This is a genomic window from Variovorax sp. Root318D1, assembly GCF_001424835.1.
GTDB lineage: Bacteria > Pseudomonadota > Gammaproteobacteria > Burkholderiales > Burkholderiaceae_C > Variovorax.
Genome location: NZ_LMCQ01000001.1, coordinates 190,091 through 212,681, shown reverse-complemented (window position 1 = coordinate 212,681; position 22,591 = coordinate 190,091). Strand labels below are relative to the sequence as shown.

26 protein-coding genes are annotated in these 22,591 nt (G+C 66.3%); 11 read left to right on the top strand and 15 right to left on the bottom strand.

Translation table 11 applies throughout. From position 1 onward, the window contains the following. Nucleotides 1–187: 187 nt before the first annotated feature. A complete protein-coding gene (locus tag ASC78_RS00960; RefSeq protein WP_055795270.1) occupies nucleotides 188–982 on the top strand; it encodes a fumarylacetoacetate hydrolase family protein in 795 nt (264 codons plus the stop codon). Nucleotides 983–1,064: 82 nt separating this feature from the next. Here ASC78_RS00960 and ASC78_RS00955 read toward each other — a convergent pair whose 3' ends face one another. Together ASC78_RS00955 and ASC78_RS00950 are read right to left on the bottom strand one after the other, a co-directional pair. After that, complete coding sequence (locus ASC78_RS00955) at nucleotides 1,065–2,129, bottom strand: lysophospholipase (RefSeq protein WP_055795268.1); 1,065 nt, start codon at nucleotides 2,127–2,129, stop codon at nucleotides 1,065–1,067. Nucleotides 2,130–2,258: 129 nt separating this feature from the next. Next, entirely contained in the window at nucleotides 2,259–3,173 is a 915-nt protein-coding gene (locus ASC78_RS00950) for a LysR family transcriptional regulator (protein ID WP_082517356.1), read from the bottom strand. A gap of 143 nt (nucleotides 3,174–3,316) precedes the next feature. On the opposite strand from ASC78_RS00950, the gene ASC78_RS00945 reads away from it, so the two are divergent. The 6 genes from ASC78_RS00945 to ASC78_RS00920 are packed head-to-tail and all read left to right on the top strand — an operon-like array spanning nucleotide 3,317 to nucleotide 8,276. Continuing rightward, nucleotides 3,317–4,078 (top strand): transporter substrate-binding domain-containing protein, encoded by a 762-nt coding sequence (locus ASC78_RS00945; protein ID WP_055795265.1) that lies wholly within the window; start codon nucleotides 3,317–3,319, stop codon nucleotides 4,076–4,078. Nucleotides 4,079–4,120: 42 nt separating this feature from the next. After that, entirely contained in the window at nucleotides 4,121–4,696 is a 576-nt protein-coding gene (locus tag ASC78_RS00940) for a GlcG/HbpS family heme-binding protein (protein ID WP_235504939.1), read from the top strand. 8 nt (nucleotides 4,697–4,704) lie between these two features. Then, nucleotides 4,705–5,430: an RraA family protein gene (locus ASC78_RS00935; RefSeq protein WP_055795263.1), complete on the top strand. Its 726-nt coding sequence runs from the start codon at nucleotides 4,705–4,707 to the stop codon at nucleotides 5,428–5,430. 12 nt (nucleotides 5,431–5,442) lie between these two features. Further along, nucleotides 5,443–6,423, top strand: a complete 981-nt coding sequence (locus tag ASC78_RS00930) for a D-2-hydroxyacid dehydrogenase family protein (protein ID WP_055795261.1) — start codon at nucleotides 5,443–5,445, stop codon at nucleotides 6,421–6,423. A gap of 44 nt (nucleotides 6,424–6,467) precedes the next feature. Continuing rightward, entirely contained in the window at nucleotides 6,468–7,436 is a 969-nt protein-coding gene (locus tag ASC78_RS00925) for a Bug family tripartite tricarboxylate transporter substrate binding protein (protein WP_055795259.1), read from the top strand. Between the two features lie 51 nt (nucleotides 7,437–7,487). Then, nucleotides 7,488–8,276, top strand: a complete 789-nt coding sequence (locus ASC78_RS00920; RefSeq protein WP_055795257.1) for an SDR family oxidoreductase — start codon at nucleotides 7,488–7,490, stop codon at nucleotides 8,274–8,276. A gap of 10 nt (nucleotides 8,277–8,286) precedes the next feature. Here ASC78_RS00920 and ASC78_RS00915 read toward each other — a convergent pair whose 3' ends face one another. Together ASC78_RS00915 and ASC78_RS00910 are read right to left on the bottom strand one after the other, a co-directional pair. Further along, nucleotides 8,287–8,763, bottom strand: coding sequence for an NUDIX hydrolase (locus ASC78_RS00915; protein ID WP_055795255.1), 477 nt, complete (start codon nucleotides 8,761–8,763; stop codon nucleotides 8,287–8,289). Further along, nucleotides 8,760–10,205, bottom strand: coding sequence for an aminotransferase-like domain-containing protein (locus tag ASC78_RS00910; RefSeq protein ID WP_055795253.1), 1,446 nt, complete (start codon nucleotides 10,203–10,205; stop codon nucleotides 8,760–8,762). The genes ASC78_RS00915 and ASC78_RS00910 overlap by 4 nt, the downstream gene beginning before the upstream one ends. 97 nt (nucleotides 10,206–10,302) lie before the next feature. Here ASC78_RS00910 and ASC78_RS00905 point away from each other — a divergent pair, with 97 nt between their 5' ends. Continuing rightward, nucleotides 10,303–11,475 carry a pyridoxal phosphate-dependent aminotransferase gene (locus ASC78_RS00905; RefSeq protein ID WP_235504938.1) on the top strand — a complete coding sequence of 391 codons (1,173 nt, stop codon included), beginning with the start codon at nucleotides 10,303–10,305 and terminating at the stop codon, nucleotides 11,473–11,475. 15 nt (nucleotides 11,476–11,490) lie between these two features. Here ASC78_RS00905 and ku (ASC78_RS00900) read toward each other — a convergent pair whose 3' ends face one another. The 5 genes from ku (ASC78_RS00900) to ASC78_RS00880 all read right to left on the bottom strand — a co-directional run bounded on the left by ku (ASC78_RS00900) (nucleotide 11,491) and on the right by ASC78_RS00880 (nucleotide 18,229). Beyond that, a complete protein-coding gene (gene ku, locus ASC78_RS00900) occupies nucleotides 11,491–12,429 on the bottom strand; it encodes a non-homologous end joining protein Ku (protein ID WP_055795251.1) in 939 nt (312 codons plus the stop codon). A gap of 91 nt (nucleotides 12,430–12,520) precedes the next feature. Next, nucleotides 12,521–13,363: a tetratricopeptide repeat protein gene (locus ASC78_RS00895; protein WP_055795250.1), complete on the bottom strand. Its 843-nt coding sequence runs from the start codon at nucleotides 13,361–13,363 to the stop codon at nucleotides 12,521–12,523. Next, the gene (gene ku / locus ASC78_RS00890) at nucleotides 13,360–14,301 is read right to left on the bottom strand and encodes a non-homologous end joining protein Ku (RefSeq protein ID WP_055795248.1); all 942 of its coding nucleotides are present in this window, start codon (nucleotides 14,299–14,301) and stop codon (nucleotides 13,360–13,362) included. Before ku (ASC78_RS00890) ends, ASC78_RS00895 begins: the two co-directional genes overlap by 4 nt. Before the next feature lie 122 nt (nucleotides 14,302–14,423). Continuing rightward, entirely contained in the window at nucleotides 14,424–17,084 is a 2,661-nt protein-coding gene (locus ASC78_RS00885) for an AAA family ATPase (RefSeq protein WP_055795246.1), read from the bottom strand. After that, nucleotides 17,081–18,229 carry a metallophosphoesterase family protein gene (locus ASC78_RS00880; protein ID WP_055795241.1) on the bottom strand — a complete coding sequence of 383 codons (1,149 nt, stop codon included), beginning with the start codon at nucleotides 18,227–18,229 and terminating at the stop codon, nucleotides 17,081–17,083. The genes ASC78_RS00885 and ASC78_RS00880 overlap by 4 nt, the downstream gene beginning before the upstream one ends. Nucleotides 18,230–18,314: 85 nt before the next feature. Between ASC78_RS00880 and ASC78_RS00875 the strand changes: the two genes are divergently transcribed. Further along, nucleotides 18,315–18,740: a DUF1801 domain-containing protein gene (locus tag ASC78_RS00875; RefSeq protein WP_055795239.1), complete on the top strand. Its 426-nt coding sequence runs from the start codon at nucleotides 18,315–18,317 to the stop codon at nucleotides 18,738–18,740. Nucleotides 18,741–18,764: 24 nt separating this feature from the next. Here the strand turns inward: ASC78_RS00875 and ASC78_RS00870 are convergent, their stop codons facing one another. Further along, complete coding sequence (locus ASC78_RS00870) at nucleotides 18,765–19,142, bottom strand: iron chaperone (RefSeq protein ID WP_055795236.1); 378 nt, start codon at nucleotides 19,140–19,142, stop codon at nucleotides 18,765–18,767. A gap of 161 nt (nucleotides 19,143–19,303) precedes the next feature. Here ASC78_RS00870 and ASC78_RS00865 point away from each other — a divergent pair, with 161 nt between their 5' ends. Continuing rightward, nucleotides 19,304–19,678, top strand: a complete 375-nt coding sequence (locus ASC78_RS00865) for a hypothetical protein (protein WP_055795234.1) — start codon at nucleotides 19,304–19,306, stop codon at nucleotides 19,676–19,678. Nucleotides 19,679–19,732: 54 nt separating this feature from the next. Here the strand turns inward: ASC78_RS00865 and ASC78_RS00860 are convergent, their stop codons facing one another. The 3 genes from ASC78_RS00860 to ASC78_RS00850 all read right to left on the bottom strand — a co-directional run bounded on the left by ASC78_RS00860 (nucleotide 19,733) and on the right by ASC78_RS00850 (nucleotide 21,095). Beyond that, nucleotides 19,733–20,017 carry a hypothetical protein gene (locus ASC78_RS00860; RefSeq protein WP_055795233.1) on the bottom strand — a complete coding sequence of 95 codons (285 nt, stop codon included), beginning with the start codon at nucleotides 20,015–20,017 and terminating at the stop codon, nucleotides 19,733–19,735. A 120-nt stretch (nucleotides 20,018–20,137) separates the two neighbouring features. Then, nucleotides 20,138–20,731 (bottom strand): zeta toxin family protein, encoded by a 594-nt coding sequence (locus tag ASC78_RS00855; RefSeq protein ID WP_268810378.1) that lies wholly within the window; start codon nucleotides 20,729–20,731, stop codon nucleotides 20,138–20,140. Between the two features lie 7 nt (nucleotides 20,732–20,738). Further along, the gene (locus ASC78_RS00850; RefSeq protein WP_055795229.1) at nucleotides 20,739–21,095 is read right to left on the bottom strand and encodes a TA system antitoxin ParD family protein; all 357 of its coding nucleotides are present in this window, start codon (nucleotides 21,093–21,095) and stop codon (nucleotides 20,739–20,741) included. Nucleotides 21,096–21,268: 173 nt separating this feature from the next. Between ASC78_RS00850 and ASC78_RS00845 the strand changes: the two genes are divergently transcribed. Next, entirely contained in the window at nucleotides 21,269–21,526 is a 258-nt protein-coding gene (locus tag ASC78_RS00845) for a hypothetical protein (RefSeq protein ID WP_055795227.1), read from the top strand. A gap of 47 nt (nucleotides 21,527–21,573) precedes the next feature. Here ASC78_RS00845 and ASC78_RS00840 read toward each other — a convergent pair whose 3' ends face one another. Together ASC78_RS00840 and ASC78_RS00835 are read right to left on the bottom strand one after the other, a co-directional pair. After that, nucleotides 21,574–22,131, bottom strand: a complete 558-nt coding sequence (locus ASC78_RS00840) for a hemerythrin domain-containing protein (RefSeq protein WP_055795225.1) — start codon at nucleotides 22,129–22,131, stop codon at nucleotides 21,574–21,576. A 139-nt stretch (nucleotides 22,132–22,270) separates the two neighbouring features. After that, entirely contained in the window at nucleotides 22,271–22,567 is a 297-nt protein-coding gene (locus ASC78_RS00835; RefSeq protein WP_055795222.1) for a YciI family protein, read from the bottom strand. Nucleotides 22,568–22,591 lie beyond the last annotated feature (24 nt).

The window sequence follows — 22,591 nt, the reverse complement described above, 5'->3', positions numbered from 1 at the left end:
TCCAGCTTTGTTCATGAAGTATGTCTCCTTGTTTGTGCTAACGTTTGCGCATATTCTGGCAAACGCTCATCCTGCTTGTCAACGGCTTTCAGAAGAAACCACTTGTAGCGCCTTCGTTGACAACCGGTTGTTTGAGAGCTAACGTTAGCATCAGACATCGGCTACAACGGAAGAAATCGGAACCACCATGCACATCGCCAGATACGCGTTGGACGAATGCGTCCACTACGGAATCATCGAAAACGACGGCTCGATCGCTCGGCTGCAGAGCTCGCCGCTCGAGGGCCTGAAGCGCGGCGGCGCGATCGATGCGCCCTCCGCCGTGCGCCTGCTCGCGCCCATCGAGCGCCCGCGCGTGTTCGGGCTCGGCTACAACTACGTCGCGCATTCCAACGAGGTCGGCAAGGCGGTGCCGCAGTTGCCCGTGCTGTTCATGAAGCCAAGCACGAGCGTGATCGGTCCGGACGAATCGATCGTCTATCCCGACGACGGGCAGAACATCCACTTCGAAGGCGAGCTCACTGTCGTGATCGGCAAGAAGGCGCGCCACGTGTCCGCGGCCAATGCGCTGAACCATGTGCTCGGCTACACCTGCGGCAACGACGTGAGCGACCGGGTGCTGCAGCGCCGCGAAAGCGAGTTCGGCTGCCTGCTGGCGGGCAAGGGCTACGACACCTTCGCGCCGATGGGGCCGGTGGTCGCCACCGGACTGGACCCGTCGAAGCTCGGCATCATCACGCGGGTCAACGGCGCCGTGCGCCAGAACGGCACGACCGCGGACCTGCTCTTTTCGGTACCGGAAATCATTGCGTACCTGAGCCGATACATGACCCTGCTGCCGGGCGACATGATCATGACCGGCACCCCCGCGGGCGTGGGCCCGATCCAGGTGGGCGACACCATTGAAGTCGAGATCGAGGGCATCGGCATCCTGCGCAACGATGTCGTGGCCGAGGATCGCGGCAACGCGTCGCGCCTGTAGCGAATGGCCGGCGTCGAGGCCGGCCATGAGCGTGTGCGGCTTCGCCATCGCCATGCCCACCACCGTGCCACTGGAGGACGACTCAGCGCGCCTTGTCCGTGATCCAGCCCAGGATGAAGTCGGCCACCTGCAGGTTGTTCCTGTCCTGCATCATCATGTGCGAGTTGCCCTTCAGGCCCACGTCGGGAAGCCGCACCAGGGTCGCCCTGCCGCCTTCGACGCGGTTGATCCGCTCGACCACGGCCTTGCGCGCCTCATAGCGCGGCCGGCCCGTGAACACAGGCGCGTCCAGATGGTCGCCGAACAGTTCGAGCACGGGAACGCCCCGGTAGGCCGCGATCTGTGCATCGGTGGGAACGACCGACTGCGCGCCCTCGATGTTCACGACCGCCTTGACCAAGGCCGGACGCAGTCCGACCAAGGCATCGGCAAAGGGTCCCGCGAGCGAGTGCACCACGACGATCGCGGGCCCGATTTTGTCGAGCAGCGCCGCGAGTGCCTGCGGGCCCGTGGCCATGCCACCGCCCTCGAGCAGAGCCTCCGCAAAAGGCACGCCCTGCGAAGCGAAACTGGCGAAGGCCTCGACCGGGAACTGGGTGTCGGGGTATGCCGTTCCGTGCGACGGCCCGAAGCGAAAGAGCGGCCAAGCCAGCTCGGCCGTCACCATCAGCACGCTGGGCGGCAGCGCGGAAACGTTCCCCTCGGCCTTGGCTTCGTTGATGGCCGTGGCATTGAAGCCGGAGCGCCCACGCCCGGGCGTGTCGACGACGTAGACGGCATGCCCCTTGCGCACGAAGTAGGTCGCCCAGCCCTCGCGGCCGTCGGGCGTGGTCTCGTAGCTCATGCCGCTCAATCCGCCGCCGTGCACCAGGACGATGGGAACGGCGCCGGTCCGCTGGGCGGGAATACGGTAGTGCACGTACATCTGGTTGACCGCCACCGTTCCCGGCCGCGCCGGGCCGGCCGGCGAAACGCCCGGGTACTTGGAAGCGGATGGCTTTGCGTTGACGAAGAACATGCCCTCGTCGGCCAGGCTCAGCGGCCCGCCGATCGAAGCCGCGGTTGCAGTTGCGGCCGGCCCGATGCTGCCGCATCCGACCAAGAGGGCGCAGGCCGCGGCCGCGATCTTTCCAAAGATGTGAAGCATGAAGAGTCTCCGTTGTATTCGTGGTGTCCACGAATTAGAGGTCTTCGAATGAGCCGCGTCCAACGAGGAAAGCCAATGAATTCATTGGATGCGCTCATTGGTGACGCGCGCACGGCGCCCAGAATCGGATCAACTGTCGCGCAGCGTTGCGCCACAGACCTCCGCGACGAGCGAGCGGAACCACTGATGGGCGGGGTGGGCATTCAGCCGCTCGTGCCAGATCAACTTGTACAACAGCTTCTCCACCTCGAACGGCAGCTCGCGTGCCACCAGCTTGTTCTTGGCCATGAGCTTGTGCGAAGGCCCATGCAGAAGGTCGCCGGGAACGCAGACCAGCAGGTCGCTGTCGGCCACGATCCGCAGCGCGTCGGCAAAGCGGTTGACGACCGCGACCACGCTGCGGCTGCGCCCATGCAGGCTGAGCCAGCTGTCGACGATGCCCATGTCCTGGCCCGAGGGCGAGACCAGCACATGCCGCGCCTCGGCAAACGCATCCAGCGACATCGCGCGGCCGAGTTCATGCCCCCGCCTCATCACGCACACGTAGTGGTCCGTGCGAAGGCTGTGCACGTGCACGCTGTGGGGCAGCGTTGGGAACATGCCGACCGCACAGTCCAGCGTGCCGCGTTCGATCGCTTCGAGCGAACTGGCGTTCGTGTGGTGGGAGAACGCGACGCGTCCGAAAGGAGAGGCTTCGCCCAGCTTGAGCGTGATGCCGGAGACCGCCTGGGACGCAAGGCTGTCGGTCACTGCGATGCGAAAGGTGGTGGCGTCCGCACGCGGATCGAAGTGCTGCGGGGCGATGGAGGCGCGCAAGACGGCAAGCGAGCGATGGATCTCGGGCCACATCGCCATCATCCGCGCGGTCGGCCGAACGCCATTGGCCACCTTGATGAACAGGTCGTCGTTGGTCAGTTGCCGCGCGCGCCGAAGCGCATTGCTGACGGCGGGCTGCGTCATCGCAAGACTGGCCGCCGCGCGCGTCACGTTGCGTTCGAGCATGACGGCTTCCAGGATGGAAACCAGATTGAGATCCAGCCGCACGTTATTCACTGAAATGATGACGGTACCGGCGAATTCTAAATTGGACGCGTGCAATCACGCGAGTGAAGATGCATGCAAGAAATACGGAGACGCTGAGATCGCGATGTCGCATGACCAGGCTGGTTACTTACTCACCATTGTTGATGTCGCTGCTCGCTGGAACCGTCGTGGCTGCTGAACCGGCCTTGGCGCCCACGGGCCAGCTGCGCGCTGCATACATCGTCGCCAACCTGGCACAGGCGCGACGAGATCCAGCTACCGGCGTCGTCTCGGGCGTGGTGGCCGATCTCACCCGTGAGCTGGGTCGCAGGGCGGGCGTGCCGACGTCCATTGCACCCCTGGCGACGGCGGCGGACGTGCTAGAGGCCGTGCGAAGCGGATCGGCCGACATCGGATTCGTCGCCCCGAATCCGCAGCGAAAAGGCACGGTGCTCTACTCCCAGACCTACATGCTGGTGCAGCAAAGCGCGCTGGTGCGCACCGACTCGAAGGTGCAGTCGGTCCGGGACCTGGACCATGCCACGCAAGCAGTCGGAGTGAACACGGACGACAGCGTGGGCGTCTGGCTGCACGAGCGGCTGGGCGCTGCGCGCATTCGTGCAACGCCGGACTACACCTTGCGAGAGGCCGTTCAATGGCTCACGGACGGAACGGTGGTTGCCTTTGCCGGAAACCGGCAGCGGCTGGCAGCCAATACGCGAGACGCAACGGGTCTTCGGCTGCTGCCCGACAACTTCTATGGCGTACCGCAAGCCATCGCAGTTCCTCTGGGCCACGGTGATCGATTGAAGTGGATCAACGCGGCGCTGGACGACCTGCGCGCCAGTGGCTTCCTGGCGGATGCGGTGATGCGCAGCGGCGTGGATGGACTCGACGTCGCACCGGCCGAACCGCGCGGCCGCTGACCCGCCGCACTCTCTGTTCCAAATGACATGAAAGGCGATTCCATGCTCCAGCAGCCCCGCTCTCTGCGATCCATCGTGCGGCCGAAACGACAGGCTCTTGCCGCACCGCTTGCCCTCGCCCTCGCCATGGCGGCCGTCGTGGCGTCCGCGCAGACCCCCCCGCCTCCTCCACCGCCGCCGCCCAACACGGCCTATGGCGCACCCATCGGCCTTGCCCAGGCCAAGAAGGTGATGGCTGCCGCCGAGGCCGAAGCGGTCAAGAACGGCTGGAGCATGGTGATCGTCGTGATGGACAGCGCCGACCACGTCGTCATGCAAGAGAAGCTGGACAACACCCAATACAGCGCATTGGCAGGCGCCGAAGACAAGGCACGCAGCGCGCTTCATTTCAAGCGCCCCACCAAGGACCTCGAGGAGGTTCTGGCGCGAGGCGGGATCGGCTTGCGCTACCTGGCATTCCGGGACGCCATGCCAGTCCAGGGCGGCCTGCCGCTCCTCGTGGACGGAAAGATCGTGGGTTCGATCGGTGTCGGCGGCGGCACGTCGGTCCAGGACGGACAGGTTGCCAAGGCCGGCAGCGAATCGCTCCAGCAAGACGCAAGCACCCTCACCCGATAGGACTCGCAATGGCAGAACGGAAACTCACCGGAAAGATCGCGCCCGAGCGCATCCTCATGACGACACTCCCCCGGCCCGAGCCGGATCTGATCGCCGGCTTCCGCTCGCTCGGCGATGCGAGCGGCATCCTGTCGGACATCATGGACGAGCTCGGCATCACGGGCGTGCTGGCCGCCAGCCAGTTCAGGCCGACCATGCCAGGCGCCTGCATCGTTGGCCCTGCATTGACGGTGCGCAACATCGCGTTGCGCCAGCACCCGTACGAAGCGGCCCGCGCCAAGGTCAACAAGATGGCGGAGTTCGAAGCGCACAACCTGGCCGAGCCGGGCGACGTCATCGTGATCGACGGCGTGGCGGGTGTCTCGAACATGGGAGGCATCTCGGCGCAAACCGGCAAGCGCCAGGGCGAGGCAGGCGCCATCGTCAGCGGCGGCATCCGTGACGTGCCGCACTCGCAAAACGTCGGCTACCCGGTGTGGGCCACCGAAGTGACGCCAATGACCGGCAAGTGGCGCATCGAGACCGTCGAGATCAACGGCGACGTGAACATCGGCGGCGTTCGTGTTTCTCCGGGCGACATCGCATTTGCCGACGACACCGGCGTGTGCTTTATTCCTCGCACCCGGGCGCGCGAAGTGCTGGAACTCGCCCTGAAGAAGGCCGCAGCCGAGGAGCGCAAATGCCGGCTCATCGACGAAGGCCTGGCCGTCGCGGACCTGCCGACGAACGCCTGAAGTTGAACATCCATGAACATCGCCATCCTCGACGACTACGCGGACGTTGTCCGCAAGCTGGACTGCTTCAGCCTCATGGCGGGCAAATCCGTCACCACCTACACCGACTGCGTGAGCGACCTCGACGTGCTCGCCCATCGGCTCCGGGACGTGGAAGCGATCGTGCTCCTGCGCGAGAGAACGCCGATCGGCGAGGCGCTGCTGCAGCGCCTGCCCAAGCTCAAGCTGATCAGCCAGAACGGCCACGTTCCGCACATCGATCTTGCGGCATGCACGCGCCATGGCGTGCTTGTCAGCGCGACCTTGACGTCGCGCCCTTCCTACGCGGCGGCGGAACTGACATGGGGCTTGATGATTGCGGCCCTGCGCCACATTCCCTTTGAAGTCGAAGCGCTGAAGCAGGGGCGCTGGCAGAGCACGATAGGACGCGGGCTGCGCGGCCGCACGCTCGGCATCCTCGGCTACGGCCGCATCGGAAAGGTGATCGCCGGTTACGCCAGGGCCTTCGAGATGCCGGTGCTCGTGTGGGGCCGCGAAGGCAGCCGCATCGCGGCCGAGGCCGATGGGCTCGCGATGGCAAGCGACCGGGCCGACTTCTTCCGGCGCTGCGACGTGATCTCGCTGCACTTGCGACTCAACGACGACACACGCGGCGGCGTCACGGCCAGCGACCTGGCGCTCATGAAGCCCACGTCGCTGCTGGTCAACACCAGCCGCGCCGAGCTGATCGCGCCTGGCGCGCTGGCGGCGGCGTTGAAGGCAGGCAGGCCCGGCATGGCAGCGGTCGACGTGCTGGAACACGAACCCGTGTTCGGCGCTGCCCATCCGCTGCTGTCGCTGCCGAACGCGGTGTGCACCCCGCACATCGGCTACGTGGAAATCGACAACCACGAAATCGCGTACGGCAATGCGTTCCGGCAGATCCTGGCCTTCGAGGCCGGTGAGCCGATCGCCGTTCACAACCCCGAGGTGCTGCGCACCTTGCGGGCTTGATGGCGGGCCGGTCGCCTCGCCGCGTTCACCTGGGAGACAAACACATGTACGCATGGCGTTTCTGCGCCTTCGTGGCGTTGGCTCTGTCGAGCCTCATTCCGGGGCTTGCCGTTGCGCAGGCCTATCCGAACAAGCCCGTCCGGATCGTTGTGCCATTCACACCTGGCGGCAGCCCCGACGTGCTCGCCCGTACCGTGGCGCAAAAGCTCCAGGAGATCTGGGGGCAACCGGTGATCGTGGAGAACCAGCCGGGCGCCGGCGGTGCGATTGCGGCCAAGGCGGTGGCGCACGCGCCGGCGGACGGCTACACCTGGCTGGTGGCCCCGAACAGCGTGCTGGTCTTCGCGCCCTTGCTCAGCACTGTCTCCTACGATCCGGTCAAAGACTTCGCCCCCATCGGACTCGCGATCTCGGTGCAGAACCTGCTCGTGGTCCGGCCCGCACTCCCGGCCAAGGACGTCAAGGAACTGCTGGCGCTCGCGAAGGCGCGGCCGGGGCAACTCACCTACGCGTCCGGCGGACCGGGCTCGCCGCAGAACTTCTCGATCGAACTGCTCAAGAGCATGAGCGGCACATCGATCCAGCATGTTCCCTACAAGGGCGCACAGGCAGCGCTTCCCGATCTGCTCGCGGGGCGCGTGGACATGTTCCTCGGCCAGGCGAACGCATTGCTGCCGCATATCGAATCGGGGCGCCTGCGGCTCCTGGCCGGTACGGGCGCACAGCGCTATGCGTCGCTGCCGCAGGTGCCGACGGTCGGCGAGTCCCTGCCCGGCTTTTCCGTCGACATCTGGTCGGGCTTCGTGGCGCCGGCGAAGACGCCCGCCGACGTGATCCGCAAGGCGAATGCCGACGTCGTGCGCGTCCTTGCCATGCCGGACGTCCAGGCAATTTTCGCCAAGCAGGGTATCGAGGTTCGCTCGAGCACGCCGGAAGCGATGGCGGCCGTCATTGAATCCGACCTGAAGAGCTGGTCCCGCGTGGTCAAAGAGGCAAACATCAAGGCCGAGTGAGGTCGCCGCAGTGCGGCGCCGATGCGACGCGTTCTAAAAAGGAGAATCGAGATGAATCTGAATTTGCAAGGCAAGGTGGTCCTGGTGACGGGCGGCAGCAAGGGCATCGGCCTGGCCTGCGCCAAGGCTTTCGCAGCCGAGGGCGCCCGCGTGGCGATTGCATCGCGCAGCGAGGAAAATCTGCGTGCCGCCGCAGCCGAACTGGCCAGGGACGGCTTCGACGTCCTCATCGCCGTGGCGGACTTCATCGACCCGCGCAGCGCCTTCGCGGCCGTCGCGCGGGTGGAAGAGACGCTCGGCCCAATCGACGTGCTCGTCAACTCGGCCGGCGGCGCAAAGCGCGTGGTGCCGGCAGATTTGAACGCACAGGCGTGGCGAACCGCCATGGACGCGAAGTACTTCAGCTACGTGCACGCGATGGACGCGGCGCTGCAATCGATGGTCGCACGGCGCGCAGGATCGATCGTCAACATCATCGGAACGGGCGGCAAGGTCGCGAGCGCCATGCATCTGCCGGGCGGAGCCGCCAATGCAGCCTTGATGCTGGTATCGGCGGGCCTGGCCAATGCATGGGGCAGCCACGGGATTCGCGTGAATGCCATCAATCCAGGCGCGACGTATACCGACCGCGTGAAGAACTCGCTCGAAACGGAATCGCGCCTGACTGGCAAGCCCGAGGAAGAACTGCTGAAGGCCAACGAAGCGCGGATCCCGCTGGGTCGCTACGCGCATCCCGCAGAGATTGCCAACACGGCTGTCTTTCTCGCATCGGACTGCGCCAGCTACGTCACGGGCGCAATGATCACGATGGACGGTGCCCTGACGCCGATGGTGGTCTAGCCGAAGATCCCTATTCGTACTCGCGCTGCACCGCATGCGAGAAGGCCGGCGGATCGGCCGCCAGGGAAGCATGCAGGAAGGTGGGCCGCAGGTTGACCGACGCAAGCTCCGCGATCGGGAACCAGCGGAACTCCAGTTCCAGGTGGCTCTCGATCCCGCGGTAGATCCGCCCCTTGTCGAGATGGGCCGAGTCCTCGGCCAGCGAGACGAGAAAGTAGAACCCGATCTCGTGATTCCGCTGCCCCGCCAGGTCGAAAAAATTCTCGGCAATGTGCAGCAGCGGACCGCAGGCCACGTCTTCTCCGAGCTCCTCCTTCATCTCGCGCACGATGGTGGCCGATGCCGCTTCGCCCACTTCGACGCGCCCGCCGGGCAAGGCCCAGTAGGCGTCGCCCGGGGCCCGGTGCACCAGCAACTGGCCCTCGTGAAGGACGATGGCCGCGGCGCGCACCTGGAAGCGCTGGCCTTGAAGATGGACTGAAATCATGGTCGGCGATTGTGAGCGGCAAACGCCTTCGAGGCCATGGCGCCGAGCTTGCGCAGGCCCTTCTCGATCCGCGCATCCCAGCCATGGCCGCCGCTCAGCCGCAGGCAGTGGGCGTACTTTCCGCTCGCCGAGAACACGACGCCGGGCGCAAAGCAGATGCCATGCGCCAGCGCCTCTGCAAACAGCAGCCGCGTGTCCGCGGGCTCGGGCAGCTCGACCCACAGCACGAAGTTTCCTTCGGGCCGCGACACCTTCGTGCCCGGCGGAAACGCCTGCTCGATCACCCGCGTCATGCGGCCCAGCGTGTCGGCAAATTCGCGCCGGATGCGGCGCAGGTGGCGGTCATAGTCGCCGTTCGACAGGAAGGTGGCGAGCGCCACTTGCGTCAGCACCGGCGTGGCAAGGCTCGTGGCGAACTTGGTTTCGAGCACGCGCGCCATGTGGCGGCCGGTCGCGATCCAGCCGATGCGGTAGCCGGGCGCGAGCGTCTTGGAGAATGAGCCGCAATAGATGACGTTGTCGTGCTTGTCGAGCGCGCTGAAAGGCAGGGGCCGCTCTTCGCCAAAATGAACGTCGCCGTAGACGTCGTCCTCGATCAGCGGCACGCGATGTTGGGCGAGCAGGCGAAGCACGGCGCGCTTGTTGTCTTCGGGCATGGTGCAGCCGAGCGGATTGCTGAAGCTCGATGCCAGCACGCAGGCGCGCACCTTGCCAGAGGCCACGACATCGCCAAGCGCTTGAACGTCCACGCCGGTGACCGCGTGGGTCGGCAACTCGACCACCTTCAGCTTCTTTGCGCGCAGGACCTGCAGCAGCCCGAAGTAGGTGGGGGATTCGATCGCGACCGTGTCGCCCGGCTCCGTGACGGCCTCGAGCGCGAGCGCCAGCGCCTCGGTACAGCCGCAGGTGATGGCGATGTCGTCCGGCGACAGCGCCTGCCCGAAGCGCAGTGCGCGCCGCGCGATCTCCAGGCGAAGCGACATCTCGCCGCGCGGCGGCGAGTAGGTGTTGCACTGCGCGCCCTTCACGCGCGCCGTGCGGGCAAGAACGAGGTCGAGCTTCGAAGATGACAGCAGCCGCTGGTTGGGAATCGCGCAGCCGAGCGGCACCAGGGCGTCGTTGGAGGCGTGCTCCAGCAGGTCGAGCATGAGGCCCGACAGTTCCACCTTGGCGGGCCGAACCGAATGGCGTGTGGTCGTGGGCACGGGCAACGCAGGCGGCGCCTTGGCAACGTAGTAGCCCGACTGCGGCCGCACTTCGAGAATGCCGCGGTCTTCGAGCAGGCGGTAGGCTTGCACCGCGGTGCTGAGGCTGGTGCGTTGCTGCGTGCTGATCTCGCGCAGCGACGGCGCGCGCGTTCCGGGCTGCAGCGTGCCGCGGCCTGCCAGGCCGGCGACGAAATCGGCGACTTCTTCATAGCGAAACCGGGAAGGCTGCGACACGGATGGACTCCTCTTTGCATGGACGGCACGGCATGCAACTGTACTGCATCAGATTTCGGCAAATTGTGGCTGTTATCGCTGGCCATAAAACGGCAACATGGATGCCATCACTAAATGGATCGAGCAGCAGGACATGGCACGGTTTCCGGACAACGAGATCATCTCCCTGGTCAGCAAGGCGCCCCGCTTCGACCTCGCGGAAAGCGTGGGTCCGAGCGTGCGGCTCGCGGAACTGGTCGACATGGCTTTCGGCGACGGTGCCGACTTCTCGCTGGACTACGGTACGGCGGCGGGCAACCCGGCGCTGCGCCAGGAAATCGCGAACGACAACGGCGTCGATGCCGATGACGTCGTGGTCACGGTGGGCGGCATGCACGCCCTCTTCCTCATCGCTTTCACGCTCTGTTCTTCAGGCGACGAAGCGGTCGTGGCCGAACCGGTGTTTCCGCTGGCGCGCAATGCGCTCGCCGCCGTCGGCGCAACCACGCGCGCGCTGCCGCTGCGCTTCGACACGGGGTACCGGGTCGACCTGGATGCACTCCGCGAGCTGCTGTCGCCGAAGACCAAGGTGGTGAGCCTGGCCTCGCCGCAGAATCCCTCGGGTGTCGCAATTCCCGAGCACACCTTGCGCGAGATCGTGGCGATGCTGGCCGAGCATGCGCCCGAGGCCTGGCTGGTGATCGACGAGACCTACCGCGAGGCGGCCTATGGCGACGACGCGGCTGCACCTAGCGCCGCATGCCTCGGACCGAGGGTCATCTCGGTGTCCTCACTGTCCAAGTGCCACGGCTCGGCGGGCCTGCGCATCGGCTGGGCCATCACGCGCGACGCGGCACTGCGCCAGGCTCTGGTGACGGCCAAGTTCAGCACGGTGATCTCGTGCTCGCCGGTCGACGAGGCGCTTGCGCTCGCCGTCTTCAGGCAGCGCGACAGGATCATCGGCGAGAGGCGCAAGCTGCTCGCACATCACCTGCAGTTCACAGAGGACTGGGTTTCGCGCCATGGCACCCACATCGAGTGGGTGCGCCCCGATGCCGGGGCGCTGTGCTGCATGCGGCTCAAGCCTGCGGTCTTCGATGCCGCGGCCGTCGAACGCTTCTACGCGGCGCTGGCCAAGTACAGCACGCGCGTGGCACCCGGTCCGTGGTTCGGTGACGACCCGCTGGTGTTCCGGCTGGGCTTCGGATTGCCCACGCTCACCCAACTGGCCATCGCGCTGGAGTGCGTGTCGGTCGCGCTGACCGAGGCCACGCAGGTCGGCGGCAGATAGCCCCCGCAAGGCGGCCTACGCCGCCTTGCGGCGAGCGCTCGACGCCTTCTTTCGCGGGGCCTTCTTCGCAGCGCCGCCGGCCTTCTTCGCGCTCGCGCCTTTCTTGGTAGCCGCCGCCTTCTTCGCCGTCGTTCCGGCCGGCTTGGCGGCCTTGCCGCCCTTGAGGCTGCGCGTCAGGAGCTCCGTCAGGTCGATGATCTTGGCGCCTTCGGTCGGCGCCTCCTCTTCCGGCTCGATCACCGTTTCGGTGTCCCCGGCCTTGACCTTCTTCTCGACGACCTTCATCACGGCGTGCTTGAACTCGTCCTTGAACTCGTCGGGGTTCCACTTGCCGCTCATGTCCTTCACGAGCTGCTCGGCCATCTTCATTTCCGAGGCCGTCACCTTGGCTCCCTTGACTCCGGCTGCTGGCAGGTCCAGCCCCGCGAGCGACTTCACCTCGTCGCCCCAGCGAAGCAGATTAAGCACGAGCACCTCGCCCGCCGGCACCAGCGCAGCCAGGTGCTGCTTGGTGGCGATCACGACCTTGGCCAGGCCCACCTTGCCGGTCTTGACCAGGACTTCGCGCAAGAGCGCATAGACTTTTTGCCCTTTGTTGATCGGTGCAACGTAGTAGGGCCGCTCCAGGTAAACGAACGGAATCTCGTTGGCGTCGATGAAGCGCTGGATCTCGATGGTCTGCGTCGTGCGCGGATAGATGGCCTCGATCTCGTCGGGCGAGATGACGACGTACTTGCCGTCCTCGTACTCGAAGCCCTTCACGATGTCGTCTTTGTCGATCTCCTTGCCGGTGCGCTTGTTGATGCGCCTGTAGCCTATCGGGTCCATGCTGCGCTTGTCGAGCCAGTCGAAATCGATGCCCTGCTCGATGCTCGCGGTGTGCAGGCCCACCGGAATGTGCACCAGCCCGAACGTGATTGCGCCTTTCCAGAGGGTTCTGCTTGCAGTTGCCAAGATGCTCTCTCCTTGCGACCTCTCAACGGGTCCATTGGCCGACCCTAGCGCGAAGCGGCCGCGTTCGGCGTAGGAGGAAGCCACCTGCGCCCTACGTCTTCCCCTGAAGACGCCTGAAGGCGCTGAAATGCCGGATTGCGAGCTGCTTTTGTCCCAGTTCGGCGTACAGCAGGGCGGCATTCTGGTGGGCATCGGCCAGGTCGGGCTGCAGCTGCAGGGCCTTTTCGTAGCTGGTCAGCGCGTCGTGGATGCGCCCGGCACCCTCCAGCGCCACCGCGTGGTTGTAGTGCATCAGTGGATCGTCGCCGCAGTGCCGCACGCCCAGGTCGTACAGGTCTGCGGCTTCGTCGCAGCGTCCGGATTCGCAGAGCATGAAGCCGAGGTTGAGATAGGCATGGGCGTAGCGGGGCTCCTCCTTCAGGATCTGCCGGTAGATGGCTTCGGCAGCCTGGGGGGTGGTGGCCTCCAGCGCCTCGGCTTGTTCGAAGAGCGCGTCGAGGTCGGCGGCGGTGGAAGCCCGGGCTTGCTGGGAGAACAGCAAACTGACCGAACCCGTGCCGGGCTGCACGCTCAGGTCGAGCAGCAGCTGGCCGGTGTCCGGCTCCCAGTGCGCATGGGGCGAGCGCACGGTCACGCGGTCGCCCTCGGCCTTGATGCGGATGCCGGCCAGCGGCATCTCCGCGGGCAGCGTGGACCTCAGCTGCCGCAGGGACCGCAGAATCTGCCGCGTCGGGATGCGCGCCGCACGCAGCTCGTGGGCGGAGCGCAAGAGGACCACATCCTGGAACGAGAACTGCCACGCTCCCGCCGGCGTCTTGACCGGCGCGACGAAGCCGAGCTCGATGAGCTTGCTCACGGCATGCCGGGACAGGCCCAGCAGCTGGACCACGCCGCGCAGGGTGTAGGGCGACGAGAACCCGTTCGAGGCTTTCACTTCTTCATGCGCGCGCGTGACGGGGCCGGAGCAACAGCCTTTTCAGCAACCTTGGGGGCGCGCTTGGCCTTGCTCGAGACACTGCGCAAGGGCGCCACCGCCGGCGGACTGGCACTGCGCTTTGCCGCAGCCGGGCGCACCTGCGGGCCCGAGGTCGCGTTGCGCACCAGGCTGGCCTTGAGCATCTCGGCAAGGTCGATCACCTGCCCGCTCGCCGCATCCTCCGGATGCTCCGCGGCCACAATCTCTTCACCCGCAATCTTCGCGTCGATGGCGGCGAGGATGCGCTTCTTTTCCTCGTCCTCGAACATCGCCGGCTCGTAGCTTTCCTGCGAGATCTGGTCGATCAGCTGCAGCGCGAGCTTGAGCTCCGAGGCGCTCGGCTCCAGCTGCTCGATCTCCAGGTCCTCCAGCGACCGCACCTCGTCCGCATAGAGCAGCTGCTGGAGGATCAGCCCCTCTTCCTTTGCGCGCACCTGCACCACGTACTGCTTCGACTTCCAGGCCCACTTGGCGAGCGCGCAGCGGCCACTCTCGAGCATGGCCTTTTTCAGCAGGTTGTAGGGCTTGCCGCCGCGCTTGTCGGGCGCAAGGTAGTAGGGCTTGTCGTAGTAGATCGGGTCCACCGCATCCGCCGGGATGAAGGCGACGATGTCGATCAGGTGGCTACCGCCCTCCTCCAGCGCCTTGAGCTCCTCGGGCTTGAAGATCACGAAGCGGTCTTTCTCGAATTCGTAGCCCTTGACCATCTCGGCGCGCGGAACCACCTTCTGGGGGTCGCTCGCGGAAACATACTGCTGCTTGACGCGCTCGCCCTCCTTGGACAGCAGGTTGAAATGAACCGTCGCCGACCCTTCCGTGGCCGAGTAGAGCCGGACCGGAATCGAAACCAGGCCGAAGCCGAGCGACAGTGAAGCGATAGAACGGGCAGTGGCCATCTGATGCTCCTCGGAACGAGCACACAAGATGCCACTTTTCGCGGCTCGAGAAAAGAGGCGCGTTTCGCCGGATGCGTGTCGGCGGCCGTGCAAGTCGCCAAGGGACGGCCTGCCAAGCCCCTTCAGGCCAGTGGCCGCAGCGCAACGCCCATGTCGCGCCAGTGCTCCGGATGGCAGGTGAACAGCAGCACCTGGTGCCGCTGCGCCGCGTCGAACAGCGCGCGCTTCATCTGCGCGAGGCGGGGCGCATCGCTGTGGACCAGCGCATCGTCGAGGATCAGCAGCGTCGGCCGACCCGCCTCCTGCAGCAGGTCGGCATACGCGAAGCGGCTGATGAGCCGCAGCTGCTCGCGCGCACCGAAGCTCAGTTCCTGCAACTGGCCGCTCTCGGCGGCGCCGCCGCCGTTGATGCGCGTGAGCGTGGCGGGCGCAAGCTCCGCATCCATCTGCACGGTGGCGCCGGGCATCAGCAAAGGCAGGTAGTGCTGCATGCGCGATTGCAGGGGCGCCTGCAGCCGGGCCAACGTGGCTTGGCGCTTTTGCTCCAGCTTTTGGCACAGCAGCGCGAGCGCATCGGCGCGGCGCTGCAGCTCGGCGTGCCGGCGCCGTGCCTGCATGAGCTGGCCGGCCAAGGCCTCCCTCTGTTCCTCGAGGCCCTGCGCGCCGGCCTGCTGCAGCGTGTTTTCCAGCAACAGCAATTGCTCGCGGCGCAGCTGATGGCTGCGCGTGAGCTGCTCGATGCTGCGTTGCAGGCGATCGATGTCCTGCAACACGATGTCCGGCCGCGCGGCCTGCACGTCGGCATTCGTCTGGTCGATGCGCGCGGTCAGCGCCTCGGCCTCGGCGCCCACGGCCAGCCATTGCTGCGTCGCCTGGGCGTGGCGCTGCTGCCGGCCGGGGTCCGCGAGCGCAGCCCGTGCCGCCGCGAGTTCGCGCAGCGCCGATGCGCTCGCCTCCTGCGCCGCCGATTGCCGGCGCAGCGCTTCGGCGAGGGATTTCTGCGCCGCCTGCTCGGCTGCCACCGCAGCTTGCTGCGCGGACTCGGCCTCTTCGATCGACAAAGCGGATTCGGCCGCCGCCGCAGGCAGGCGCTCGCAGGCCGCTTGCGCGGTGGCGATGCGCGATTGCGCCTGTGCGAGCTCGCCGCGCAGCGCCTCCAGCCCGCGCGGCGCGACGATGCCGAGAGCCTGTTGCGCGAGTTTGATCTGCGCATCGAGGTCGGCCGAGGCGCCGAGCCGCGATCGTGCCTGCGCGATGCCGTCCACGCCCAAAGACAGCAGCGCCGCGTGCAACGCATCGCGCGCATCGGCGTGCGACCGCGCAAGCGCCACGAGGTCGTCGCCGCCCGGCGTGATGACCAGCTGACCGCCGCCCGGCAGATGCAGCGTGGCGGGTGCGTCGATGAGCCGTTCGCCCTCGCCGCGCAGGCCGTGGATCTGGTCGCGTGCCTGCAATTCGAGCGTCTGGCCCTCGGGCAGCACGAACTGCAGCCGCGTGGCCACGGCCTGTCGGCGCAGATCGGCATCGTGCGCGGCACGCTCGAGCTTCTGCAATTGCTCGACATCGCCGGCGCGGATTTTTGGCGCCACTGCGGCGGCGGCTAGCAACGTTGCCAGCCGCGCGTGCGCCTCCTCCGCACGCGCGAGGCTCTCGGCGCTTCGCGCCGCATCGGCCTGTGCCTGTTGCAGCAGCTGCCCGAGATTGCGGCGCTGCGCCTCCTGGCTGGCGCTGCGCCAGGCGTCGCGGGCACCGTCGACGCGGCGCTGGGCGTCTGCCGCGTTCTGGCGCGCGTGAGCCACGGCGGCGTCGCTGTCCTGCAGCTGCGTGGCCGCCTCTTCGCACGCACGCTCGCGCGTTTGCGCTTCGGCCTGCTGATGCGCGAGCCCGGCGAGTTCTTTCGCGAGCAGCTCGCGGGTCTCCTGCAGCTGTCGCCATCTTGCGCGGTCGTTGCGCAATTGCTCTTGGCCGGCCTGCAGTGCGCCGTTGCGGCGTTGCGCGGCGAGCAGCTCCTCGCGCAGCGTTTCCCAGGGTTTGGCCATTTCGTCAGCCTGGTGCTGCTGTCGCATCTGCGCGAGCTGGTCGACCTGCTGTCGGTAGGTGGCGACCTGCGCGTCGATGGCGCCGAGCTCCGCCTCCAGCGCCGCCACCTGCGCAATGGCCTCGGCATGGGCGGCGCGTGGCTTGCCGGTCGAGGTCAGAAGCTCGTCGCGCTGGGCGCGCAGGCTGTCGAGGATCGCGTCGCCGCCGCTCGCGGCCAATGCCGCGGCCGAGTCGCCGTCGGGGTCGCGAAGCGCGTCGTGCAGATGGTCGCGCGCGTGGCTCACGTCCAGCTCCTGCCCGCGCCCCTGCTCCACCCAGAGCAGGCCTGGGATGCCCCAGTTCTCCGGTTTGCTCGCGCCCTTGCTGGCAAAGGAGAAGCCGAACAGATGGGCCAGGTGGTCTTCTGCGTCGGTGCCGTCGAACGAGCGCGCGCCGGCGGCCAAGGTGCAGCGCTTCTTGCCGAGAAAGCTCTTCACGAGCCGGTGGTCCTGCCCGTCGAGCAGAAAATCGAGCTCGACCAGCGGTGCCGCGCCGCTGCCCTCGCCCCACGGCCGCAGGTCTTCGACGGCCGTGGAGCGGTGGCGCTCGAAGAAGGCCGCGCGGATGGCGCGCACCAGCGTGCTCTTGCCCGCCTCGTTGGGCGCGGCCAGGATGTTGAGGCCGGGCTCGAAGCCGCCGAGCTCGAGCGGTGAGCGAAAGCGCCGCAGCTGCTCGACCCGCAGTCGGGTGATCTGCAGCTTCATGGCTTGCGCGCCTGTGCGAAGTCCGCAGCCGGTGCGCGCTGCGCGAGCTCGGCCGCCAGCAGCGCCAGCGCATCCTGCGCCACGCGTGCCTCGGGTGAATCGGCGCGGACCTGCGCATCGCGCAGTTCCTGCACCACCTCGCCCAGGTAGCCGTCGGCCTGCATGCCGGCAATGTCTTCGTCGGTGGGTACGAGCCGCAGCGCCGACAGGTCGACCTGCAGATGACGCGCCCGGGCCTCGGCGCGGCCGATGGCTGCCTGCAGGCGCTGCAGCCCCGCAATGTCGATCTGACCCCGTACGTGCAGGTCGGCCACGTCCTGCGAATTCAAGTGCTCCAGTTGCGCCATCAAGGCCTCTGTGTCGCTCGGAACCTGCAGCACCGCGGCGATCGATTGCCAGCGAAAACTGGCGACCGCAAGCGGAGTGACCTGCGGCTCGGCGCCCGGCGCGGCAATGTCCACCAGCAGCGCCTGACCCGCTCCGTTGTCCTTGAAGCGATCCGGCTCGGGTGTGCCGGCATACCAGGTGCGCGCGTCGATGCGCTTGCAGCCGTGCCAGTCGCCGAGCGCAAGGTAGTCGAGCCGAGCGCTCGATGCACGCTCAGGCGCAATGGGGTTGGCCGAATCGATGTCTTCCGCGAGCAGGCCCTGCACGCTGCCGTGCGCCAGGCCGATGCGCAGCATGCCCGCGGGCGTCTCGGCCGTGTCGAACCAGGCCGTGAGGTCGTTGTAGGTGTGGCGCTGCGTGAGCGGCGCGGGCAGCACGGCAAAGCCCTGCAACTCGAACGCGCGCACCTCGGGTACCAGCAGCGCATGGACGTTCGGCGGCACCACGCCCAGCCGCTCTGCGCGCGTCCACACGCTTTCTGCCAAGGCGGCGTCGTGGTTGCCGGGAATCATGAGCCAGGGACCCGCGTAGCCCGCCAGCGCATTGAACAGCCGGCGCAGCGTGCGCTCGGAAACAGTCTGCACGTCGAACACGTCGCCGGCGACGAGCACCGCGTCCACCCGGTGCTCGGTGGCCAGTGCCGCGAGCCGCTCGACCACGCTGATGCGCGCCTCGGCCAGGATCGGCGCGTGCTCGGGATCGAAGGTTGCGAACTGGCGGCCGATCTGCCAGTCGGCGGAGTGAAGAAAACGTGTCATCAAGGGTCGGTTAAATTCCGCAGATTCAGACGGCCAGCGGATCCTCGACGTCAAAGTCGAGCCGCGGAACTTCCAGGATCAGAACATGAAAAAATCGGATGCGAGCCCCGGCCTGCCGGCATCGGAACTCATCTCCCAAAGAATTGCCGACCTCGCGGACTGGCGCGGCGAAACCCTCGGCAGAATGCGCAAGCTCATCAAGGAAGCAGACCCGCAAGTGGTCGAGGAATGGAAGTGGATGGGCACGCCGGTGTGGTCGCACGACGGCATCCTCTGCACCGGCGAATCCTACAAGGACAAGGTGAAGCTTACCTTTGCCAAGGGCGCGTTCCTGGAGGATCCGGCCGGCCTCTTCAACGCGAGCCTCGACGGCAACATGCGCCGCGCCATCGACATCCATGAAGGCGAGAAGGTCGACGGGCCGGCCTTCAAGGTGCTCGTGGGCGAGGCAATCGCCCACAACACGGCGGGCAAAGCGTCGAAAAAAACTGCAAGGAAGACGAAGGCCTGAGCAGAAGCCGTGGATGCAGCGGCATCACCAGAAGGCATCGTCTTCGCGTTCACGCACCGCGCGCACACGCTGCTCGGCAATCTTGCGGATGAGCTCTTCGGGCAGCGGCTTGCCGTAGGGAACCTGCAGCATGCCCTTGGTCGTCTTGTGCGCTTCCAGTTCCTTGCTGAACGGCTCCAGCCCCGCCGCTGTCGGCGTGAAGTTGAGATGCGCCTTGTGCGCGGAAAAGGCGAACAGGAACCGCGGCTCGACGAAGAACGGGGTTCCCCACTTGATCGCTTCTTCGGCTTCCGGCGCAATGCTCTTGAGCAGCGCGTAGAGCCGCCGCAAATGTGGCTGGGCCTCGCGCGGCGCAGCGCGGATGTAGTCGTCGATCGTTGCCGGATGTTGCTGGCCTGCCATCTGTTCCTGCCTCCTGGGAGGACGCATGATCGATCACCTGGGGTCCGGGTGTCCCGTCTCGTGACATCTTGGAACGTTCTTCACCGCCCTGATGTGCGCAGCTTGGGGAGGCCAAACGTTGGATGTACATCGGGACTGTTCCCGGATCTTCAGGAGACGAGATGAATTTGACCCGAACTGGCCTCAAGCTGGCCCTCTCTGGCGCGTTGGCCGCCGGCGCTCTTTTCGGGGTGGCCTCGGCCACCGCGGGCACGAGCTGGTCCGTGGGCGTGTCCGTGCCAGGCGTGGTGGTGAGCAGCGAGCCGGCGCCGGTCTACTACGAACCCGCGCCCGCTTATTCGCCGCCGCCCCCTGTCTACTACCAGCCAGCCCCGCCAGTGCGCTACCAGCCGGCGCCCGCTTACGTGGCGCCAGCGCCGGTCTACTACGAGCCGGGTCCGAGCTGGGAGGAACGCCGCGCCGAGCGCCGCGAATGGCGCCGCCGCGAGTGGGAGCGACGCGAGCATTACCGCCGCTACGGCGACGACCGGTACTGAGCGGCCGGAGGGCCTGCTGCGCTGAATGGGCCCACGAGAGCTACCTCAGGCCGGTCAACCCGCCCGCCGGGACCGGCGAGGCTCCCGCGCCACATAGACCAGCGCCGCGATCAGACCGACCCCCGCGATGGCGCACCACGCCGTCGCAGGGCTGCGCAAGGCGAGCGCCCATGACGAGCGGGCGCGTCTTGGCGCCAGGCCCGAAGCGGCCTGCCCCAGCGGCGTGAGTGGCCGCGCGACGTTCGGATCTTCTTCGCTCTCGAGCATCGCCTTGGAAATTTCCAGCGGCGTCAGTTCATCGGCAATGGGTCCGGAGAGAGATGGCTCGTTGGCGCTCATGGAAGACCTTTCATCGGGCGGTTGGAGTTTTGCAAGCTTCGGCCACATTCTTGCCAAACCCGCACAGCCGGCAACGAAGATCCGCGTAGGCCGAGGGCGCACGCGCACGCGAGGGCCGCCTCAAACCAGCCCGAGCTCCCGGCCGTAGAGCGCCCTGGCCCAGTCCGGGAGGTCCTCAGAGGCAGCGGTCACCCGGCCCTTCGTGAAGGCGATGACGCGCCGCGCCGGCATGTTGAGCCCGGAGTTGTCGTACACGAAGGCATGGTCGGCCAGCAGCACGGCTTCGCGGATCAGCGGCTGGTTGCGCTCGAACCGCTCCCTGATCTTGTCTTCGGGCACGTCGTGTCCGCCCTCGTCCACCCGCTGCGCCACGCGGCTGACCGAGAGCTCCGGCCGGCGCACGTTGATGTGATAGACCACGACCCGGAACCCCGCGGCTTGCGCATCGCGGATCAGTTCCAGCTTGGATGGATGGGAGAACGTGGATTCGGAGACGAAGCTGATGCCCTTCTCCAGGGCCTGCCTGCGGCGGCTTTCGGCAATGGCGGCCGCCCGGTAGGCTGCGCCCATCGAAGAATCGCCGAGTTCCTCGCGCTGGATCAGGTCGGCATTGATGAACAGCGCCTTGATCCGCGGACGTATGACGAGTTCATGGAAGGTCGTCTTGCCGGCGCCATTCGGGCCGGCCAACATGATCATCGTCGGACGGCTCACACGGCGCTCAACGCTTCACCGCGGGAGTGCCAAACACCAATCGATCCTTGTCATCGAGCCCCACACCCACACCCCGGCGCCGACGGTTGCGCCAGAAGTCTTCTTCCACGGCGGTGGCGGGTGCATCGGCCATGGCCTGGATGAAGTCGTCCTGCCCGGCTTCGGCGAGGGAATCGAGCGTCAGCGGCTCCAGGCCGCGCAAAGCCATCTCGACCCGGGAATAGCCGACTTGCGGATCGCGTTCCATGGCGCGCCCAATGCGTAGCCAGTGCTCGGCCTGGCCGGAAATCGACCGGCTATTAACCCGCGCCGCATCACGCAGCGCCTTCATTTCCATGTCTGAAATCTTGACTGCCTGGCTCATAGAAACTCCATCAGGGTTCCATTTTGCAACCGCAAGGGGCAAACTGCAACCGTGGACGCAACCGAGACCCGGGAAACTCCCGAATGCCCGGTTTCACCTATGAACGCTCGCCGACCGCATTCCTCGATTACAGTACTAAAGTTCGCATTTCATCAATCAACCCAGGTTCCGCTGTGCCCTACTACGAACTGAAGATTGGCCACCAAACGGGCTTGGTCCAGGTTGCCCAGGACCTCGTCTGCTACACCGCGACGCTGTACTGGATGCCCCAGCGCCGATCGCCGAAAGCCCCGGACGAGGTCAACTCCACGCCGCTGGAGCACCACCAGACCTTCGGGCCCTCGGAAGCCGAGGTGCTCGAATCGATGCGTGCCTGGGCGGCCGACCACTTCGAGTCGGTCAGCGAATTCGTCCAGATCGGATCAGCGTAGGCGACGCCTTCGCGCCTCGGCCGGGCTTGCGTCTTGGTCTTGTTTTCTCACGACGCAAATCTAGAAACCTGCCTGTGCATTTGTGGACGCCGACGTTCACGCTCCCTTGCGGCCCGCACCTCCTTCGAAATGGACGACACCACGGCAGCCCATTCTTCTGCGGTGAGGAGCAGCGCCGTGTGCGAATGCAGGAGCGTGTCCTCCTTGTCCAGGTGCACGGACATGAGCTTGCGGTGCTGCTGCAACAAAGCCTCGGCTTTTGCAGCCGCGCCCATGTCGCCGGCTTCGGCAAGCTTCAAGGCAGCCTTGGCCTGCGAGAGAAGGCTGCTGCAGCGCTCGCTTTCCGCGTCGAGCTCACCCAGAAGCTCGTCGGCTTCGCCAGACCTGCCACGCAGCATGTTCAGCATGACGACGCCCTTGGGGCGATGCGTCGCTTCTTCGAAGGCTTCGAGACGTTCGATGATCCTGATGGCGGACGCCGCCCGCCGCCTTCCGCACGCCTCGTCCTCCTCTGCTTTCATCACGGTATGAAGTCGCGCCAACAACTCCCGGGTGCGAGCGTGCTCGGCGCGCAGGATGGCCCACGCGCATTCGGCTGCCAACATGCTTCATCTCCTTTGAACCAGCGACTTGCCTATTTCAGATGCTCAAATTGCTGCGAGGTCGAACCAATAACACCATGGTTCTACGCCGTTGCGGGAGGCACTGCAAGTCCATCGAAGCGCGAAATGCAGACCAGGAGAATCAGCCGCGTGAACGCAAGTGGCGCATCGGAAGAACGTCGTAGCGTGCACCGCCAACTGCCACCATCGGGTCTTGCGCGGCCAAGGCCTTGACGTCCACGTCGTCGCCGACCTGGTAGAGCGACAAGCCCCACCCGCCCGCCGGATCATCCACAGGTCCGTGCGCGACCACGATGCCCTTGTCGAGCAAATCATTCAAGAAGGCGCCATGACGCTTCATCAGGTCGACCTCCTCGGGCGTCATCGTCGCAAGAAAATCGGCGCGCGGAGGCAAGAACTTGCACAGGTAGTATTTCATTCGAGGTTCCTTGAAAGATGCGCG

Bases quoted from the DNA above. Each gene is read 5' to 3' on its own strand.
- ASC78_RS00880 (WP_055795241.1), bottom strand. From the start codon at position 18,229: ATGACACGTTTTCTTCACTCCGCCGACTGGCAGATCGGCCGCCAGTTC.
- ASC78_RS00860 (WP_055795233.1), bottom strand. From the start codon at position 20,017: ATGAGCGCCAACGAGCCATCTCTCTCCGGACCCATTGCCGATGAACTG.
- ASC78_RS00840 (WP_055795225.1), bottom strand. From the start codon at position 22,131: ATGTTGGCAGCCGAATGCGCGTGGGCCATCCTGCGCGCCGAGCACGCT.
- ASC78_RS00885 (WP_055795246.1), bottom strand. From the start codon at position 17,084: ATGAAGCTGCAGATCACCCGACTGCGGGTCGAGCAGCTGCGGCGCTTT.
- ASC78_RS00935 (WP_055795263.1), top strand. From the start codon at position 4,705: ATGGCAGAACGGAAACTCACCGGAAAGATCGCGCCCGAGCGCATCCTC.
- ASC78_RS00925 (WP_055795259.1), top strand. From the start codon at position 6,468: ATGTACGCATGGCGTTTCTGCGCCTTCGTGGCGTTGGCTCTGTCGAGC.
- ku (WP_055795248.1), bottom strand. From the start codon at position 14,301: ATGGCCACTGCCCGTTCTATCGCTTCACTGTCGCTCGGCTTCGGCCTG.
- ASC78_RS00915 (WP_055795255.1), bottom strand. From the start codon at position 8,763: ATGATTTCAGTCCATCTTCAAGGCCAGCGCTTCCAGGTGCGCGCCGCG.
- ASC78_RS00905 (WP_235504938.1), top strand. From the start codon at position 10,303: ATGGATGCCATCACTAAATGGATCGAGCAGCAGGACATGGCACGGTTT.
- ASC78_RS00835 (WP_055795222.1), bottom strand. From the start codon at position 22,567: ATGAAATACTACCTGTGCAAGTTCTTGCCTCCGCGCGCCGATTTTCTT.
- ASC78_RS00960 (WP_055795270.1), top strand. From the start codon at position 188: ATGCACATCGCCAGATACGCGTTGGACGAATGCGTCCACTACGGAATC.
- ASC78_RS00865 (WP_055795234.1), top strand. From the start codon at position 19,304: ATGAATTTGACCCGAACTGGCCTCAAGCTGGCCCTCTCTGGCGCGTTG.
- ASC78_RS00945 (WP_055795265.1), top strand. From the start codon at position 3,317: ATGTCGCTGCTCGCTGGAACCGTCGTGGCTGCTGAACCGGCCTTGGCG.
- ASC78_RS00930 (WP_055795261.1), top strand. From the start codon at position 5,443: ATGAACATCGCCATCCTCGACGACTACGCGGACGTTGTCCGCAAGCTG.
- ASC78_RS00920 (WP_055795257.1), top strand. From the start codon at position 7,488: ATGAATCTGAATTTGCAAGGCAAGGTGGTCCTGGTGACGGGCGGCAGC.
- ASC78_RS00955 (WP_055795268.1), bottom strand. From the start codon at position 2,129: ATGCTTCACATCTTTGGAAAGATCGCGGCCGCGGCCTGCGCCCTCTTG.
- ASC78_RS00870 (WP_055795236.1), bottom strand. From the start codon at position 19,142: ATGGCAGGCCAGCAACATCCGGCAACGATCGACGACTACATCCGCGCT.
- ASC78_RS00850 (WP_055795229.1), bottom strand. From the start codon at position 21,095: ATGAGCCAGGCAGTCAAGATTTCAGACATGGAAATGAAGGCGCTGCGT.
- ASC78_RS00940 (WP_235504939.1), top strand. From the start codon at position 4,121: ATGCTCCAGCAGCCCCGCTCTCTGCGATCCATCGTGCGGCCGAAACGA.
- ASC78_RS00875 (WP_055795239.1), top strand. From the start codon at position 18,315: ATGAAAAAATCGGATGCGAGCCCCGGCCTGCCGGCATCGGAACTCATC.